Consider the following 14,671-nt stretch of genomic DNA (forward strand, 5'->3'; position numbering starts at 1 on the left):
TTGTTGATGGATCCTAGTGATTGGTGCCTAAGTAGGCGCTAATCACCTCCGGATTATTTTTAACTTCATCAGGCAATCCATCTCCAATCTTTTTACCGTAGTCAAGCACTACCACTCGATCAGAAATATCCATCACTACACCCATATCATGTTCAATTAACACGATGGTCACTCCATACTGCTGATTTACTTCTAAGATAAAGCGGCACATGTCCTGTTTTTCTTCGACGTTCATGCCTGCCATTGGCTCATCCAAAAGCAGGAGTGAGGGTTCGGCAGCAAGTGCGCGTGCAAGCTCAACTCGTTTTTGTAAGCCATACGGCAATTTGCCAACAGGCGTTTTGCGGATGTGTTGGATTTCTAGGAAGTCAATTACCTCTTCTACTTTATGTCGATTGAGCTCTTCCTCATCTCTGGCTTTACCTACCCAAATGGCATTGCTAATGAAACCAGATTTCATTTGTGTATTTCTGCCAGTCATGATGTTATCCAGAACAGTCATGCCTTTAAACAGTGCAATATTTTGAAAGGTGCGGGCAATGCCTTGGCGAGCAGCTTGAGCAGGATTCATTTGCTGACGTTTTTCACCGCGGAAATAAATATTGCCCGCTTGAGGGTGGTAAACACCATTAATTACGTTGAGCATCGAGCTTTTGCCGGCTCCATTGGGTCCAATAATCGAGCGAACTTCATGTTCTTTTACATCAAAAGAAATATTGGTGAGTGCGTTCACGCCGCCAAAAGAAAGTGAAATATTCTCAAGCTTAAGAACAGTATCTTTATCTAGAGATGCGTTTGAATTATTACTCATGCAGACTCCATTGCAGATTGAGCATCTTGAATTCTGACTGTTGCACTAATGCTGCCATCTCTTCCATCTTCAAACTTCACCTTAGTTTCAATAAATTGTTCAGATTTGCCAGAGTAGAGTGCATCTAAGAGAGGGGCATATTTTTCAGCGATAAATCCTCGGCGAACTTTTCTGGTGCGAGTGAGCTCATCATCATCAGGATCTAATTCTTTATGGAGCACTAGGAAGCGTGCAATTTGAGCATGGCTGAGCATTGGGTCGTTAGCTAAGTCTATGTTGACCTTATCAATGCACTCACCAATCATCTTATAAACATCGGATTTTGAGGCTAGATCAATGTAGCCTGCAAATGGGATATGTCGGCGCTCGGCCCAGTTTGCGATTGCTTCAAAATCAATATTAATAAAGGTCATAATCGATTCTTTGCCATCACCAAATACAACTGCTTCTTTGATAAATGGGAAGAATTTGAGTTTGTTCTCAATATATTTAGGGGCAAACAATTTGCCATTAGCCATCTTGCCGACATCTTTTGCGCGATCAATGATGCGTAAGTGACCATCTTGATCAATGATTCCAGCGTCTCCCGTATGAAAGTAGCCATTTTCATCAATGGATTCAGAAGTGGCATCAGGTCTTTGATAGTAGCTATCCATCACGCTTACCCCTTTAACCAGAACCTCACCCGAATCAGCAAGTTTGATTTCAATGCCTGGGGCTGCTATGCCTACAGAGTCATACTTCACTTGTCCATCAGGTTGCAAGCAGACATAAGCACAAGTCTCGGTTTGTCCATAGAACTGTTTTAGATTTACGCCGATAGAACGATAAAAACGAAATAAGTCAGGTCCGATTGCTTCTCCCGCAGTGTAGGCAACGCGAATCTTGCTCATTCCTAGCGCGTTGCGAAGTGGGGCATAGATGGAGAAGTTGTAAAGAGCATATTTGAGTCGATCAATAGATGCTACAGGTTTGCCATCCAGAATATCGCTGCCAACTTTTTTGGCGTGGACCATTGCCGCATTAAATAGCTTGCGCTTCAATGCGCCCGCATCTTCCATGCGGATGGTTACTTGAGTCAGCAAACTTTCAAAAATGCGCGGAGGGGCAAAATAATAGCTAGGTCCAATTTCGCGCATATCGGACATTACAGTCTCTTTTGACTCTGGGCAATTCACTGTTAACCCAGTAACCATGGCCTGCGCAAATGAGAATAGGTGATCTCCCACCCAAGCCATTGGTAGGTAAGCCAAAATATTGTCTTTGTAACTTAGATCATCGAATTGGGAGCTATTTTGTCCAGCGCGAATAAAATTTTGATGCGTGTGCGCAACCCCTTTTGGCTTTCCAGTTGTGCCCGAGGTGTAAAGAATGACAGATAAATCTGTTGCTTTGCCTTCCTCTAATTCGGTGTTGAAGAATTCAGGATGTTCTTCTGAAAATGCTTCACCTAATAATTGCACTTGCTTTAAGGAATGCAAGTAGCTTTGCACATAATCATTTAAGCCCTTGGGGTCTTCATAGATCAAAGTGCTTAGAGTTGGGACCTGATCTTTGATTTCTAATAGCTTATCAACTTGTTCCTGATCTTCGACAATTGCGAAAGAAATCGTCGCATCATTTAGAACATGGATCATTTCTGCAGCTACCGCATCTTGATACAGCGGGACGGGTACACCACCTAGACATTGAGCTGCAACCATTGCTTGATACAGTTTTGGTCGGTTATCGCCAATAATGGCTAGATTCATACCTCTCTTAAAGCCCAATGATGCTAAGCCACAAGCCAGGTTTCTGATCTCAATTAAATTCTGTTCCCAGCTCGTTACTTGCCATATTCCTAAGTACTTCTCCCTATAAGCTGGTCTTTTCGGAATTGCTTGGGCGTGTTCAAGAAGAAGCTTTGGAAATGTAAGCGAATTGACTGCCTTATTCATAAGTTGCTTATTGTGTTTATCTAGATGGCATTATTGAATTTAAACAAGCATAATCCTCCACAAATTAGAATGGTTGTCATTTAACCGACAAACTAGGGGAAGTCCTGATGTCGCTAGAAGTTTTATTGTTAAACAGCCAATGGATGGCTGGGCTCAATGCTGCAGAGCAAAATAAAGTCCGCTCTGATATTCAGGTGAAACGTATTCCTGCTGATGGCTTTGTTTGTCGCAGAGGGCATCCAGCCGATTATTGGTTTGGAGTGATTAGCGGCGTAGTCAAAATCAATAATATTTCTCCAAGTGGAAAATCAACGAGTTTGCTTGGTATCGCACCAGGCGCTTGGTTTGGTGAAGGTTCTTTGCTTAAAGAAGAATCGCGCCGCTACGATGCGGTAACTTTGCGTGATTCTGAATTGGCCCTCATGCCACGTGCAACTTTTTTGTGGCTATTGGATAACAGTATTTTCTTTAACCGATATCTCATATCTCAATTAAATAAGCGCTTGGGCCAGTTTATTGGGGCAATGGAAAATGAACGCTTATTGGATGTTGATGCACGCGTCGCACGTTCATTGGCTGCTATGTTTGATGCATGGTACCCACAGCAAACGATGATGTTAAAAATATCTCAAGAGGAAGTGGGTCAACTAGCAGGTCTTTCTAGGCAGCGTGTGAACAGCTCCTTGAAGACTCTTGAAGAACATGGTTTGATACGTGTTAGCTATGGTGAAATTCAGGTGCTTGACTTGGAAAAATTAAGTACTTTTCATTCGAATGAGTTGGATAAATAGTTTATGAAATTCCCCTTAAAAGGGCTCAAGGTTCTTGATTTAACACGGCTTTTACCTGGCCCTGTATGTACTTGGCATTTGGCTAGTATGGGTGCTGAAGTGATGAAGATTGAGGATAAGGGGATTGGAGATTACGCAAGGAGTTTTTTTCAGACTGCAGAGGAAGAAAAAGCTAATACCCCTAGTGTTTTTTATCGCTCTATCAACAGCAATAAGAATGTGATGTTTTTAGACTTGAAGGATCCTCAGGATAAGAATGCATTCTTAGACCTTGTAAAAACTGCAGATCTAGTGATAGAAAGCTTTCGTCCTGGTGTGATGGATCGCCTGGGAATTGGCCCAGAGACATTGTTAAAAATTAAACCATCGCTAGTCTATTGCGCCATTACTGGATATGGCATGACTGGTTCTTGGAAGGATCAGGCGTGTCACGATATTAATTCCTTGGCTTTAACTGGTGTACTCGATCAATTGCGGGGGCGTGACGGTGTTCCTATCATGCCTAATATTCAGATCGCAGATGTTTTGGGTGGGGCGGTCTCTGCTGCCATGGGTTGTTTAGCAGCCTTATGGCAAGCTTCACGCAGTGGACAAGGCTCTATTGTGGATGTATCAATGACCGATGGGGTAATGTCTCACAATGTCACCGCACAAGTTGCGGTGCATCAGCGCGGAGAAAGTCTTGGGCCTGCGCAGGATCTATTAAATGGTGGAGTTCCTTGCTACAACTTATATCAATCTAAAGATGGCGCATGGTTTGCACTTGGCTCCCTAGAGCTGAAATTTTGGTCAATTTTTTGCCAAACCATCGGCAAAGATGAGTGGGCTAGTAGGCACTGGTCTCTAGGACAAACTATCGGTGGTGAAGATGCAATGCTGTTGCGTAATGAAGTGCAGGCAGTGATTGGCACTAAATCTAGGGAAGAGTGGATTAAGCAATTTTCTGGAGTAGATTGCTGTTTTACGCCAGTGCTATCTCTACAGGAAAGCATGAAACACCCTCTTTTTGAAGAGCGGCATATGGTAAAAACAGATTCAGACGGAGCGTCTTGGCTTCAAAGTCCAATTCGGTTTTTATAGGGCTGGTTAATTCAATACTATTATTAGCTTGTAATCATCTAGGAAGAAATTCAAATGACTTATGAAAATATATTGCTTGAAAAACACGGTAAGGTAACTCTTATTCGTCTTAATCGGCCCAAGGCCCTTAATGCGCTTAGCCCTGATCTCACAAGAGAGTTGGCTGAGGCCTTAGATGTATTGGAGGCAGACGAGAATGTTGCAGTAGTAGTACTTACGGGAAGTGATAAAGCATTTGCCGCTGGTGCTGATATCAAGGTAATGAAAGACTGGTCCTATATGGATGTCTACAAGTCCGACTTTATTACCGTCTCTTGGGAACGTATTGCTAAATTTCGCAAGCCGACTATTGCTGCAGTAGCGGGCTATGCTCTGGGAGGTGGTTGTGAATTGGCAATGATGTGTGATTTCATTATTGCTGCCGATACAGCAAAGTTTGGTCAACCTGAAATTACTATTGGCACCATTCCAGGAGCAGGAGGTACGCAGCGTTTAACGCGATTCATTGGCAAATCCAAGGCCATGGAAATGGTGCTGACTGGCCGGATGATGGATGCTCAAGAAGCTGAGCGTAGTGGGCTAGTGAGTCGTGTTGTCCCAGCAGATCAGCTAATTGATGACGCTCTTGCTACTGCTCAAAAGATTGCTTCTATGTCGCTGCCGATAGTGATGATGGCCAAAGATTCAGTGGATAGATCGTACGAGGTCTCCTTGAATGAGGGAGTCCATTTTGAGCGCCGCCTTTTCCATTCAACTTTTGCCACAGAAGATCAAAAAGAAGGCATGAATGCCTTTGCAGAGAAGCGAAAGCCTGCTTTTAAGAATAAATAGGCTTATTTCAAGTTGGGAACCCTGATTGCAGAGCATCAGGGCTTCCCCTAAATTGTCTGTCAGGCGACAGCAAAATTCATGCTAGAGGTTTAAGCTTAATCCTCTATGCTGATAAATGGGTTTTTGGTCAGCATAAAGATGGTGTTTTAGTTCCTATTCACTTAATTTAAAACAGATCAATTTATTGCTAGCACAATGCAAACAGACGATTTAATTATTGAGAAGAAAAATGGTGTCGGTCATATCATTCTGAATCGACCTAAGGCTTTGAACGCGATTACATTGGGGATGGTTCGTGGCATGCATTCTTGCCTAAAAGAATGGGCTACTGATCAATCTGTCAATGTCATCGTTGTTAGTGGTGCAGGTGAGAAAGCGTTTTGTGCCGGTGGTGATATCCGCACCCTATATGAAAGTATCGTCGCCGGCGGAAAAGACCATATTACTTTTTTTCAAGAAGAGTTTGCACTTAACGAATATATTTATACCTACCCTAAACCTTATATTGCTATGTTGGATGGCTACGTTATGGGCGGCGGAATGGGCATCTCGCAAGGCGCTTCTTATCGTATTGCAACTGAGCGCACTAAATTATCAATGCCAGAGACAGCTATCGGATACTTTCCAGATGTTGGGGGAAGTTATTTCTTATCCCGCTGCCCTGAATCGATTGGTATTTATTTGGGTTTGACTGGCAAAAGTATTCAAGCTCAAGATGCGGTCTATTCTAATTTAGCAGATTGGGTTATGGATTCTGGGCAGCAATCCCAATTTATCACTGCGCTCGAGAATTTAAATTCTCAGGCGCTATTGCCTGATCAAATTAACACGATACTCACTAATCTCGGGGCTAGCAATCAGGCAGTAGATGCTAGCTTTTTAACCATTGGCAAACAAATCAATCAATGTTTTTCTCTTGATACTGTGACGGAAATTGAAAATGCACTCAAAAGTTTAGAGAGGCAGACGCACTCCGAATGGGCTAACGAAGCTTTGAAAAAAATGTCTACAAACTCTCCTTTGGCGATGGCTGCTACCTTGCGTATGATTCAGGCAGGTAAGACGCTAAACCTATCGCAATGTTTTGCTATGGAGCTAACCTTGGCTGAGCACTGGATGCAGATTGGGGATTTTGTAGAGGGGATTCGGGCCCTGATAATTGATAAAGATAATTCGCCGAAATGGCGTTATGAAAAATCAGATTTGTCGTCAAAGCAATTAAATACACTTTTGCCTGAGCTTTATCCACACTAATTGCAAAGTTAATAAGGACTAAATTTAATCATGAGCTTCCTCGAATTTACAGAAGAACAAATGATGGTGCGTGATATGGCAAGAGACTTTGCTAAGAACGAGCTAACACCTCATAGCGAACGCTGGGATCACGAAGGTTGGATTGATGATTCAGTGATAGCTCAAATGGGTGAATTGGGTCTACTCGGGATGATTGTTCCTGAAGAATGGGGTGGAGCAAGTGTTGATTACATTGCGTATGCCTTAGCGGTTGAAGAAATTTCAGCAGGAGATGGCGCGGTTGGTGCAATTATGAGTATTCATAATTCGGTTGGTTGTGGACCAATTCTGAAATATGGCTCTGAAGAACAGAAGCAGGCCTGGTTGCCAGAATTGGCCAGTGGAAGGGCGATTGGCTGCTTTTGTTTAACTGAGCCACAGGCAGGATCAGAAGCGAATAATTTAAAAACTCGTGCTGTTCTTAAAGATGGTAAGTGGGTTCTGAATGGCTCCAAGCAATTTGTTAGCAATGGCAAACGCGCTAAATTAGCAATCGTATTTGCCGTTACAGACCCCGAGCTAGGCAAAAAGGGAATTTCAGCATTTTTAGTGCCGACCAACACGCCTGGATTCATTGTGAATCGCGTGGAAAAGAAATTGGGTATTAGGGGATCTGATACTTGCGCAATCACGCTGGATAATTGTGAAATTCCAGAGGCAAATCTTTTAGGTCCAAGAGGTAAGGGGTTGGCTATTGCTCTTTCAAATCTGGAGGGTGGGCGAATTGGTATAGCTGCGCAGGCGCTCGGAATTGCTAGGGCGGCATTTGAGTCAGCTTTGCGATACTCTAAAGAGCGCATTCAGTTCGGTGTACCTCTAATTGAACATCAAAGCGTAGCCAACTTCTTGGCTGATATGCAAACCCAAATTAATGCTGCTCGTCTTTTAATTCTTCAAGCGGCTAGCATGCGGGAGCGTAATTTGCCATGTCTTTCTGAGGCTTCACAAGCGAAATTGTTTGCTTCAGAAATGGCTGAAGCTGTTTGCTCAAAGGCAATCCAGATTTATGGTGGCTATGGATATCTAGAAGACTATCCTGTAGAGCGATTTTATAGAGATGCTCGTATTACCCAAATATATGAAGGCACTAGTGAAGTTCAGCGTTTAGTGATCGCTCGTGCATTGAAAGATATAGATTTTTAGAAATCCACATTGATTGCGGAAAACATTGATATGCAAATTAAAGATAATGTTTTTGTAGTAACAGGGGGCGGTTCTGGCTTAGGGGCTGCTACCGCACAAATGCTCATTGATCAGGGTGGCAAAGTAGTCTTGGTGGATGTGAATGCCACTGGTGGTGAAGCTGTTGCTGCTAAGTTGGGTTCGAATGCTCGGTTTGTAAATGCTGATGTGACCGATGATGCAAGTGCCCGAAACGCATTTGCAATTGCCACTCAAATGGGTGTCTTGCGTGGCTTAGTCAATTGCGCAGGCATTGCGCCTGCTGAGAAAGTCGTTGGTAGAGAGGGTCCGCATAAGTTAGATTCTTTTGCCAGAACGATTGGTATCAACTTAATTGGCAGCTTCAATATGATTCGTTTGGCTGCTGCCATCATGAGCGAATCCAATCCCTCCGAATCTGGCGAACGCGGTGTATTAATTAGCACAGCTTCAGTGGCTGCATACGATGGTCAACTTGGACAGGCGGCCTACGCAGCATCTAAAGGTGGAATTGTCTCCATGACATTACCGATTGCTCGTGAATTGGCGCGAGTTGGTATTCGTGTAATGGCAATTGCGCCTGGAATTATGGAAACGCCAATGCTCTTGGGTATGCCCCAAGAAGTGCAAGATGCTCTTGGTAAAACGGTGCCATTTCCTGCGCGCATGGGTAAGCCTGCAGAGTTTGCTTCTTTGGTACAGCACATTCTCGCTAATGAGTATCTAAATGGTGAAGTGATTCGTTTAGATGGCTCGATTCGTATGGCTGCTAAATAAAATTTGAAGGTTGGTAAATTTATGACAAATGATCCAGTAGTTATTGTTTCCGCAGCAAGAACGCCGATGGGCAGTTTTCAAGGCGGTTTCTCTAGTCTTACGGCTCCAGCTTTAGGCGGTGTTGCCATTCAGGCGGCACTGGAAAGATCTGGCTTAGATGTTGGTTTGGTTGAAGAGGTTTTGATGGGTTGTGTGTTGCCTGCAGGGCTTGGTCAAGCGCCAACACGTCAGGCCGCTTTGTTGGCAGGCCTACCACTTACAGCAGGATGCACAACGATCAGCAAAGTCTGTGGATCAGGCATGAAAGCCACCATGATTGGTCATGATGGAATCGTTGCAAATTCTTATGCGGTAACAGTTGCAGGCGGCATGGAATCAATGACCAATGCTCCTTATTTATTGCCCAAAGCTCGTGGTGGTTATCGACTAGGGCATGGTCAAGTTTTAGATCACATGTTTATGGACGGCTTAGAGGATGCTTATTCTAAAGAAAATCGTGGTCGATTGATGGGAACCTTTGCTGAGGATTGCGCAGGTACTTATCGTTTTTCACGAGAAGCGCAAGATGAATATGCAATCCGTTCGACACAACGCGCTCAAGAGGCTAGCAATAATGGCAGCTTCGATTGGGAAATTGCTCCAGTTACTGTATCTGGCAGAAAGGGCGATGTTTTGGTTAGCAAGGATGAAGGTCCATTTGCTGTCAATATTGAAAAAATTCCAGAACTAAAACCAGCATTTAAAAAAGATGGCTCTGTTACTGCGGCAAATTCATCATCTATCTCAGATGGCGCTGCCGCATTGGTTCTTATGAAGGAGTCACAAGCTCATAAATTGGGTTTAAATCCTCTAGCTCGCATTGTGGGCCATGCTAATAATGCTTTTACTCCTGCTTTATTTCCTACCGCTCCAGTTGGAGCGATTCAAAAGTTATTAAAAAATATCGGGTGGTCAACGGAGTCAGTTGATCTGTATGAGATCAATGAGGCTTTTGCGGTAGTAGCTATGGCTGCAATGCATGATTTAAAGCTTCCGGCAGAAAAGGTCAATATTCATGGTGGAGCTTGTGCATTAGGTCATCCGATTGGCGCTTCAGGCGCTCGCATTTTAGTAACGCTATTAGGCGCGCTTAGAAAGCATGGTTTAAAACGCGGCGTAGCTTCCTTATGCATTGGCGGTGGCGAGGCAACCGCAATGGCAATCGAAATGTATTGAAGGTTAATTCATGATATTAAGTTCTGAACAAGAAATGATTCGTGACTCTATGCGTGTCTTTGCGCAGGAGCGACTAGCACCTTTTGCTGCTGAATGGGATAAAACCCATGCCTTCCCACATGAGGCAATTAAAGAGTTGGGTGAGCTCGGTGCTATGGGGATGGTAGTTCCAGAGGAGTGGGGCGGTGCAGGTATGGACTATATGTCTTTAGTGCTTGCTCTTGAAGAAATTGCCGCTGGCGATGGATCTACTTCTACGATTGTGAGCGTCCAAAATTCTTTAGCTTGCGGCATCACTCTTAGATACGGAAGTGATGCGCAAAAAGAAGAGTGGTTAAAACCTTTGGCTCGCGGTAAAAAACTGGGATGTTTTTGCTTAACGGAACCGCACACAGGTTCTGATGCTTCCGCTATTACGACTCGAGCAGATCGTGATGGAGATTATTACGTCATCAATGGCGTGAAGCAATTTATTACTTCAGGTAAGCATGCTGATGTAGCAATTGTGTTAGCCGTTACAGATAAGGCGGCTGGTAAAAAAGGAATCTCTTGCTTTCTAGTTCCTACTAATACTCCAGGCTTTATTGTTGCTCGCTTAGAAGAAAAAATGGGGCAACATGCTTCAGACACGGCACAGATTTTGTTTGAGAATTGTCGTATTCCAGCATCTTGTCTTTTGGGCAAAGAAGGGGAAGGATACAAAATTGCTCTCTCTAATTTAGAGGCGGGGCGTATTGGCATTGCCGCGCAAGCTGTAGGAATGGCGCGCTCAGCTTTAGATGCTGCAATCCAGTACGCAAAAGATCGTATTACTTTTGGCGTGCCCATTATCGAACATCAGGCTGTTAATTTTCGCTTGGCGGATATGGCAACCCAACTAGATGCTGCGAGATTAATGGTATGGCGTGCGGCTGTACTAAAAGACGCTGGCAAACCTTGTCTAACTGAAGCATCAATGGCCAAATTATTTGCCTCTGAAGTTGCGGAGAAGGTTTGTACTGATGCCATTCAAATTCATGGTGGTTACGGATATGTAAGCGACTTCCCAGTTGAGCGCATCTATCGTGACATGCGTGTATGTCAAATATATGAGGGTGCTAGTGATATTCAACGCTTAGTAATTGGTAGGGCGATTGCTCAGTAAATCAATTCACCTCATTAATAATTACTTAAGTACTCTTAGTTAATAAAGAAAACTCTATGAAAATCCTAGTAGCTGTCAAACGCGTGGTCGACTACAACGTCAAAATTCGGGTTAAATCCGATGGTAGTGGCGTCGATCTAGCCAACGTCAAAATGAGCATGAACCCGTTTGATGAGATTGCGGTCGAAGAAGCGGTGCGTTTAAAAGAGGCTGGTGTTGCTACCGAGGTCGTTGTGGTTAGCGCCGGCCCTACCCAGTGCCAAGAGACCCTGCGTACCGCCTTGGCGATTGGCGCTGATCGCGCGATTTTGGTCGAGACTGCTCCGGATGCCGATTTGCAGCCTTTAGCCGTAGCCAAGATCCTCAAAGCCGTAGCAGAAAAAGAGCAGGCGCAAATCATCATCCTAGGTAAACAAGCCATTGATGACGATAGCAATCAAACCGGTCAGATGTTAGCTAGCCTTTTAGATATCGCCCAAGCTACCTTTGCATCCAAGGTAGTCGTAGCCGATGACAAAGCCACGGTAACTCGGGAAGTCGATGGTGGTTTGGAGACCATTGCTCTGTCACTACCCGCGGTTATTACCACCGACTTGCGCCTCAATGAACCGCGTTATGTGACGCTTCCGAACATCATGAAGGCCAAGAAAAAGACCATCGATACGATCACTCCCGATAGCTTAGGGGTGGATATTGCCCCCCGCTTAAAGACTCTGCAGGTACAAGAGCCTGCCAAGCGCTCTGCTGGGGTCATCGTGGCCGATGTTGCCGCTTTGGTAGACAAACTCAAAAATGAAGCAAAGGTAATCTAAATGGCCGCTCTCGTCATCGCTGAACACGATAATCAATCCTTAAAGGCAGCAACGCTCAATGCCGTAGCCGCTGCTCTGCAGTGCTCCCCTGAAGTCGATATCCTCGTAGCGGGTAATCAATCAGATGCCGCCGTCCAAGCCGCCGCGCAAATTGCGGGTGTGCGTAAAGTCATTCAAATTGATGCTCCTAATCTAGCTGATCAATTGGCTGAGCCTTTAGCAGCGCAAATCCTCGCCCTTGCAAACAACTATAGCCATATCTTGGCTCCGGCAACAGCCAATGGCAAGAACGTCCTGCCACGCGTTGCCGCTAAGCTTGATGTAGCGCAGTTATCCGATATCACCAAGGTAGTCTCTGCCGATACCTTTGAGCGTCCCATTTATGCTGGTAATGCGATTGCCACAGTGCAAAGCGCAGATCCGATCAAGGTCATCACGGTGCGCACTACCGGCTTTGATCCAGTAGCTGCTACTGGTGGCTCAGCCTCGATTGAGAAAACCAATCCCGCTGAGAGTAAAGCCTCTTCTGCCTTTGTAGGTCGTGAGCTCACTAAATCGGATCGTCCCGAACTGACTGCTGCCAAGATCATCGTCTCTGGTGGTCGTGGCTTAGGTTCTGGTGAGAAGTATCAAGAACTTATTACGCCATTAGCAGACAAACTGGGAGCTGCTTTAGGCGCATCCCGCGCTGCAGTAGACGCTGGTTATGTACCCAATGACTACCAAGTAGGACAAACGGGCAAGATCGTCGCTCCCCAGCTCTATATCGCTGTGGGTATCTCTGGTGCTATCCAGCACCTAGCAGGTATGAAAGACTCTAAGGTCATTGTGGCGATTAACAAAGACCCAGAAGCACCGATCTTTAGTGTTGCCGACTATGGTTTAGTAGCGGATTTAAATGCTGCGGTGCCTGAATTGATGAGTGCGCTCAATTAAAGCAAACGTAAGTTATTAATCCAGAAAATTCTTAATGGCATCGAGAACAATAGGTGTTTGTTCTCGATGAGGAAAGTGCGCAGTATTTTCGAGTGGCATCAAGATAGATTTACCACCAGATAAGTCAACGATACGTTGCGGATGTTCCATGCTGCCGTACTCGTCATCAACACCGTGTATGACTAATAGCTTGGCTTTTACATTTGCTAGCATTTCTGAGAGTGACCAATTCGAAAAAGAATCTGCAAGCCAAGTATGTATCCAAGAATCTAATACCCACTGGGCTTTTTCTCCATGGTATTTTTTTAATCGATCAACTTGAGCTGGATCATTAAATAGTGTTTGAGCCACTCGTATGCCGTTTAATGTTCTTTCTTCTACGAATGATTGGGCCGATATTGTGATCACGGCATCGCAGCGCTCAGGTAATTGCGCTGCGCAGTGCAGAGCCATACCGCCTCCCACGCTATGACCAAGAACAACAAAATGCCCAATACCAAGATGTTGCAGAATATTGCTGAAGGTATTGCTTGCCTCATCAGAAATAAATTGCTTAGAAATGGGTTTGTGCATAACCCCCGATTTTCCGAAACCGAGTCTATCGTAGGCAATTACTCGCCGCTTTGTTATTTCACTTAGTTCGCTTGGAAAGTTTCTCCATAATTCAGTGCAGCCTAAGGAGTCATGAATCAGCACAATAGGGCTTAAATCAATGAAATGGGGATTCCATTCTCGGATAAATATTTCGCCATGCTCAGTCGTAATTGTCTTATCCGTAAAAGCCATATCTGCAATCTATCACATAGAAGTGCCTAGAACCATTGAGCCCATCTTAGAAATCTTTCTAAGATGAAGACAAAGAAAAAGGCCCTAGATTTCTCTAGGGCCTTGTATTTCTTGGCTCCTCGACCTGGGCTCGAACCAGGGACCTACGGATTAACAGTCCGGCGCTCTACCGACTGAGCTATCGAGGAATAAGCCGATATTATAGCAAGATGAAATCACTACTTCCTACTTCTGTGCAGATCCCCAAAGTACTGATCATTGCTGGGTCAGATAGCGGCGGAGGGGCGGGGCTCCAAGCCGACCTCAAGGTTGTTACAGCCTTAGGTGCTTATGGCATGACTGTAATCACGGCAATAACTGCCCAAAATACCTTGGGAGTCACGCGTATTCAGGACATTGATTTGGATGTCGTCGAGGCGCAAATTGATGCGGTTTTGATGGATATAGGGGCTGATATTGTCAAAATTGGAATGCTCGCTAGCCCAGAAATCGTTCGAATAGTTGCCAATTCATTGCGTCGTCATGGGGTAAAGCGGATTGTTCTTGATCCCGTATTGCGTGCCACCTCTGGTGCTAGCTTGGGAGGTGATGACACTGCGCAAGCCATGATTTCAGAATTATTTCCGATGGCATCGCTAATCACGCCGAATTTAGACGAGGCAACTCTTCTACTTGGTCGTGAAATCACTGGTCCAAATGACTTTAAATTAGCCGCAGAAGAATTGCTTGAAATGGGTCCGCAGGCCGTTCTAATTAAAGGCGGTCACTTGGATAGTACGCATACTCAGATTACCGACTATCTCATGTGGCGCAGCATTGAAGATGGTCTTGAGATTGTTCAAGCAAAAGAATTTAAACACTACCGCGTCAATACCATCAATACCCATGGTACTGGTTGCTCTTTAGCATCTGCAATAGCTACCTATCTTGCGGATGGACATGATCTTGCGCATGCGGTAGCAAAAGCAATTGCATATGTTGAAGCTGGTTTGGAGGCTGGACGCTTTTTAACTATCGGAGAGGGCCCAGGACCCCTGTGGCATATGCATGACTTTTATCCAACTGCTCTGCTAGATGAGAAGGATAAATATTAGCCT

Annotated in this window: 14 protein-coding genes and 1 tRNA gene; 11 read left to right on the top strand and 4 right to left on the bottom strand. The window is 44.7% G+C overall.

The window, feature by feature from the left end; all coding sequences use genetic code 11:
* Positions 1-13: 13 nt before the first annotated feature.
* Both FD973_RS05130 and FD973_RS05135 read right to left on the bottom strand, forming a co-directional pair.
* Positions 14-811, bottom strand: coding sequence for an ABC transporter ATP-binding protein (locus FD973_RS05130; protein ID WP_215324546.1), 798 nt, complete (start codon positions 809-811; stop codon positions 14-16).
* Positions 808-2,748 carry a long-chain fatty acid--CoA ligase gene (locus FD973_RS05135; RefSeq protein ID WP_215324547.1) on the bottom strand — a complete coding sequence of 647 codons (1,941 nt, stop codon included), beginning with the start codon at positions 2,746-2,748 and terminating at the stop codon, positions 808-810. The genes FD973_RS05130 and FD973_RS05135 overlap by 4 nt, the downstream gene beginning before the upstream one ends.
* A gap of 107 nt (positions 2,749-2,855) precedes the next feature.
* On the opposite strand from FD973_RS05135, the gene FD973_RS05140 reads away from it, so the two are divergent.
* From FD973_RS05140 to FD973_RS05185, 10 genes are all read left to right on the top strand, one after another.
* Entirely contained in the window at positions 2,856-3,539 is a 684-nt protein-coding gene (locus tag FD973_RS05140) for a Crp/Fnr family transcriptional regulator (RefSeq protein WP_215324548.1), read from the top strand.
* Between the two features lie 3 nt (positions 3,540-3,542).
* Positions 3,543-4,619 (top strand): CaiB/BaiF CoA-transferase family protein, encoded by a 1,077-nt coding sequence (locus FD973_RS05145; protein WP_215324549.1) that lies wholly within the window; start codon positions 3,543-3,545, stop codon positions 4,617-4,619.
* A 54-nt stretch (positions 4,620-4,673) separates the two neighbouring features.
* A complete protein-coding gene (locus FD973_RS05150; protein WP_215324550.1) occupies positions 4,674-5,450 on the top strand; it encodes an enoyl-CoA hydratase in 777 nt (258 codons plus the stop codon).
* Positions 5,451-5,645: 195 nt separating this feature from the next.
* Entirely contained in the window at positions 5,646-6,704 is a 1,059-nt protein-coding gene (locus tag FD973_RS05155) for an enoyl-CoA hydratase/isomerase family protein (protein WP_215324551.1), read from the top strand.
* A gap of 30 nt (positions 6,705-6,734) precedes the next feature.
* Positions 6,735-7,886, top strand: coding sequence for an acyl-CoA dehydrogenase family protein (locus FD973_RS05160; RefSeq protein WP_215324552.1), 1,152 nt, complete (start codon positions 6,735-6,737; stop codon positions 7,884-7,886).
* Positions 7,887-7,916: 30 nt separating this feature from the next.
* On the top strand, positions 7,917-8,681 hold the full coding sequence (locus FD973_RS05165) for a 3-hydroxyacyl-CoA dehydrogenase (protein ID WP_215324715.1): 765 nt from the start codon (positions 7,917-7,919) through the stop codon (positions 8,679-8,681).
* Between the two features lie 21 nt (positions 8,682-8,702).
* Positions 8,703-9,896: an acetyl-CoA C-acetyltransferase gene (locus FD973_RS05170; protein WP_215324553.1), complete on the top strand. Its 1,194-nt coding sequence runs from the start codon at positions 8,703-8,705 to the stop codon at positions 9,894-9,896.
* A 10-nt stretch (positions 9,897-9,906) separates the two neighbouring features.
* Positions 9,907-11,040 carry an acyl-CoA dehydrogenase gene (locus FD973_RS05175; RefSeq protein ID WP_215324554.1) on the top strand — a complete coding sequence of 378 codons (1,134 nt, stop codon included), beginning with the start codon at positions 9,907-9,909 and terminating at the stop codon, positions 11,038-11,040.
* A 56-nt stretch (positions 11,041-11,096) separates the two neighbouring features.
* Complete coding sequence (locus tag FD973_RS05180; protein WP_215324555.1) at positions 11,097-11,852, top strand: electron transfer flavoprotein subunit beta/FixA family protein; 756 nt, start codon at positions 11,097-11,099, stop codon at positions 11,850-11,852.
* Positions 11,853-12,788 (top strand): electron transfer flavoprotein subunit alpha/FixB family protein, encoded by a 936-nt coding sequence (locus FD973_RS05185; protein ID WP_215324556.1) that lies wholly within the window; start codon positions 11,853-11,855, stop codon positions 12,786-12,788.
* Positions 12,789-12,803: 15 nt separating this feature from the next.
* Here FD973_RS05185 and FD973_RS05190 read toward each other — a convergent pair whose 3' ends face one another.
* Complete coding sequence (locus tag FD973_RS05190) at positions 12,804-13,574, bottom strand: alpha/beta fold hydrolase (RefSeq protein ID WP_251368845.1); 771 nt, start codon at positions 13,572-13,574, stop codon at positions 12,804-12,806.
* A gap of 112 nt (positions 13,575-13,686) precedes the next feature.
* Positions 13,687-13,762 (bottom strand) — tRNA-Asn (locus FD973_RS05195).
* A gap of 21 nt (positions 13,763-13,783) precedes the next feature.
* On the opposite strand from FD973_RS05195, the gene thiD reads away from it, so the two are divergent.
* Positions 13,784-14,668, top strand: coding sequence for a bifunctional hydroxymethylpyrimidine kinase/phosphomethylpyrimidine kinase (gene thiD, locus FD973_RS05200; RefSeq protein ID WP_215324557.1), 885 nt, complete (start codon positions 13,784-13,786; stop codon positions 14,666-14,668).
* Positions 14,669-14,671 lie beyond the last annotated feature (3 nt).

Origin of the sequence: Polynucleobacter sp. MWH-Braz-FAM2G (assembly GCF_018687635.1) — a bacterium.
Lineage (GTDB): Bacteria > Pseudomonadota > Gammaproteobacteria > Burkholderiales > Burkholderiaceae > Polynucleobacter.

What these genes read in the sequence shown, in the direction of transcription:
- FD973_RS05150 (WP_215324550.1), top strand. Translation starts at nt 4,674, where the DNA reads ATGACTTATGAAAATATATTGCTTGAAAAACACGGTAAGGTAACTCTT.
- FD973_RS05160 (WP_215324552.1), top strand. Translation starts at nt 6,735, where the DNA reads ATGAGCTTCCTCGAATTTACAGAAGAACAAATGATGGTGCGTGATATG.
- FD973_RS05155 (WP_215324551.1), top strand. Translation starts at nt 5,646, where the DNA reads ATGCAAACAGACGATTTAATTATTGAGAAGAAAAATGGTGTCGGTCAT.
- FD973_RS05140 (WP_215324548.1), top strand. Translation starts at nt 2,856, where the DNA reads ATGTCGCTAGAAGTTTTATTGTTAAACAGCCAATGGATGGCTGGGCTC.
- FD973_RS05130 (WP_215324546.1), bottom strand. Translation starts at nt 811, where the DNA reads ATGAGTAATAATTCAAACGCATCTCTAGATAAAGATACTGTTCTTAAG.
- FD973_RS05165 (WP_215324715.1), top strand. Translation starts at nt 7,917, where the DNA reads ATGCAAATTAAAGATAATGTTTTTGTAGTAACAGGGGGCGGTTCTGGC.
- FD973_RS05180 (WP_215324555.1), top strand. Translation starts at nt 11,097, where the DNA reads ATGAAAATCCTAGTAGCTGTCAAACGCGTGGTCGACTACAACGTCAAA.
- FD973_RS05145 (WP_215324549.1), top strand. Translation starts at nt 3,543, where the DNA reads ATGAAATTCCCCTTAAAAGGGCTCAAGGTTCTTGATTTAACACGGCTT.
- FD973_RS05175 (WP_215324554.1), top strand. Translation starts at nt 9,907, where the DNA reads ATGATATTAAGTTCTGAACAAGAAATGATTCGTGACTCTATGCGTGTC.
- FD973_RS05190 (WP_251368845.1), bottom strand. Translation starts at nt 13,574, where the DNA reads ATGGCTTTTACGGATAAGACAATTACGACTGAGCATGGCGAAATATTT.
- FD973_RS05135 (WP_215324547.1), bottom strand. Translation starts at nt 2,748, where the DNA reads ATGAATAAGGCAGTCAATTCGCTTACATTTCCAAAGCTTCTTCTTGAA.
- FD973_RS05185 (WP_215324556.1), top strand. Translation starts at nt 11,853, where the DNA reads ATGGCCGCTCTCGTCATCGCTGAACACGATAATCAATCCTTAAAGGCA.
- thiD (WP_215324557.1), top strand. Translation starts at nt 13,784, where the DNA reads ATGAAATCACTACTTCCTACTTCTGTGCAGATCCCCAAAGTACTGATC.
- FD973_RS05170 (WP_215324553.1), top strand. Translation starts at nt 8,703, where the DNA reads ATGACAAATGATCCAGTAGTTATTGTTTCCGCAGCAAGAACGCCGATG.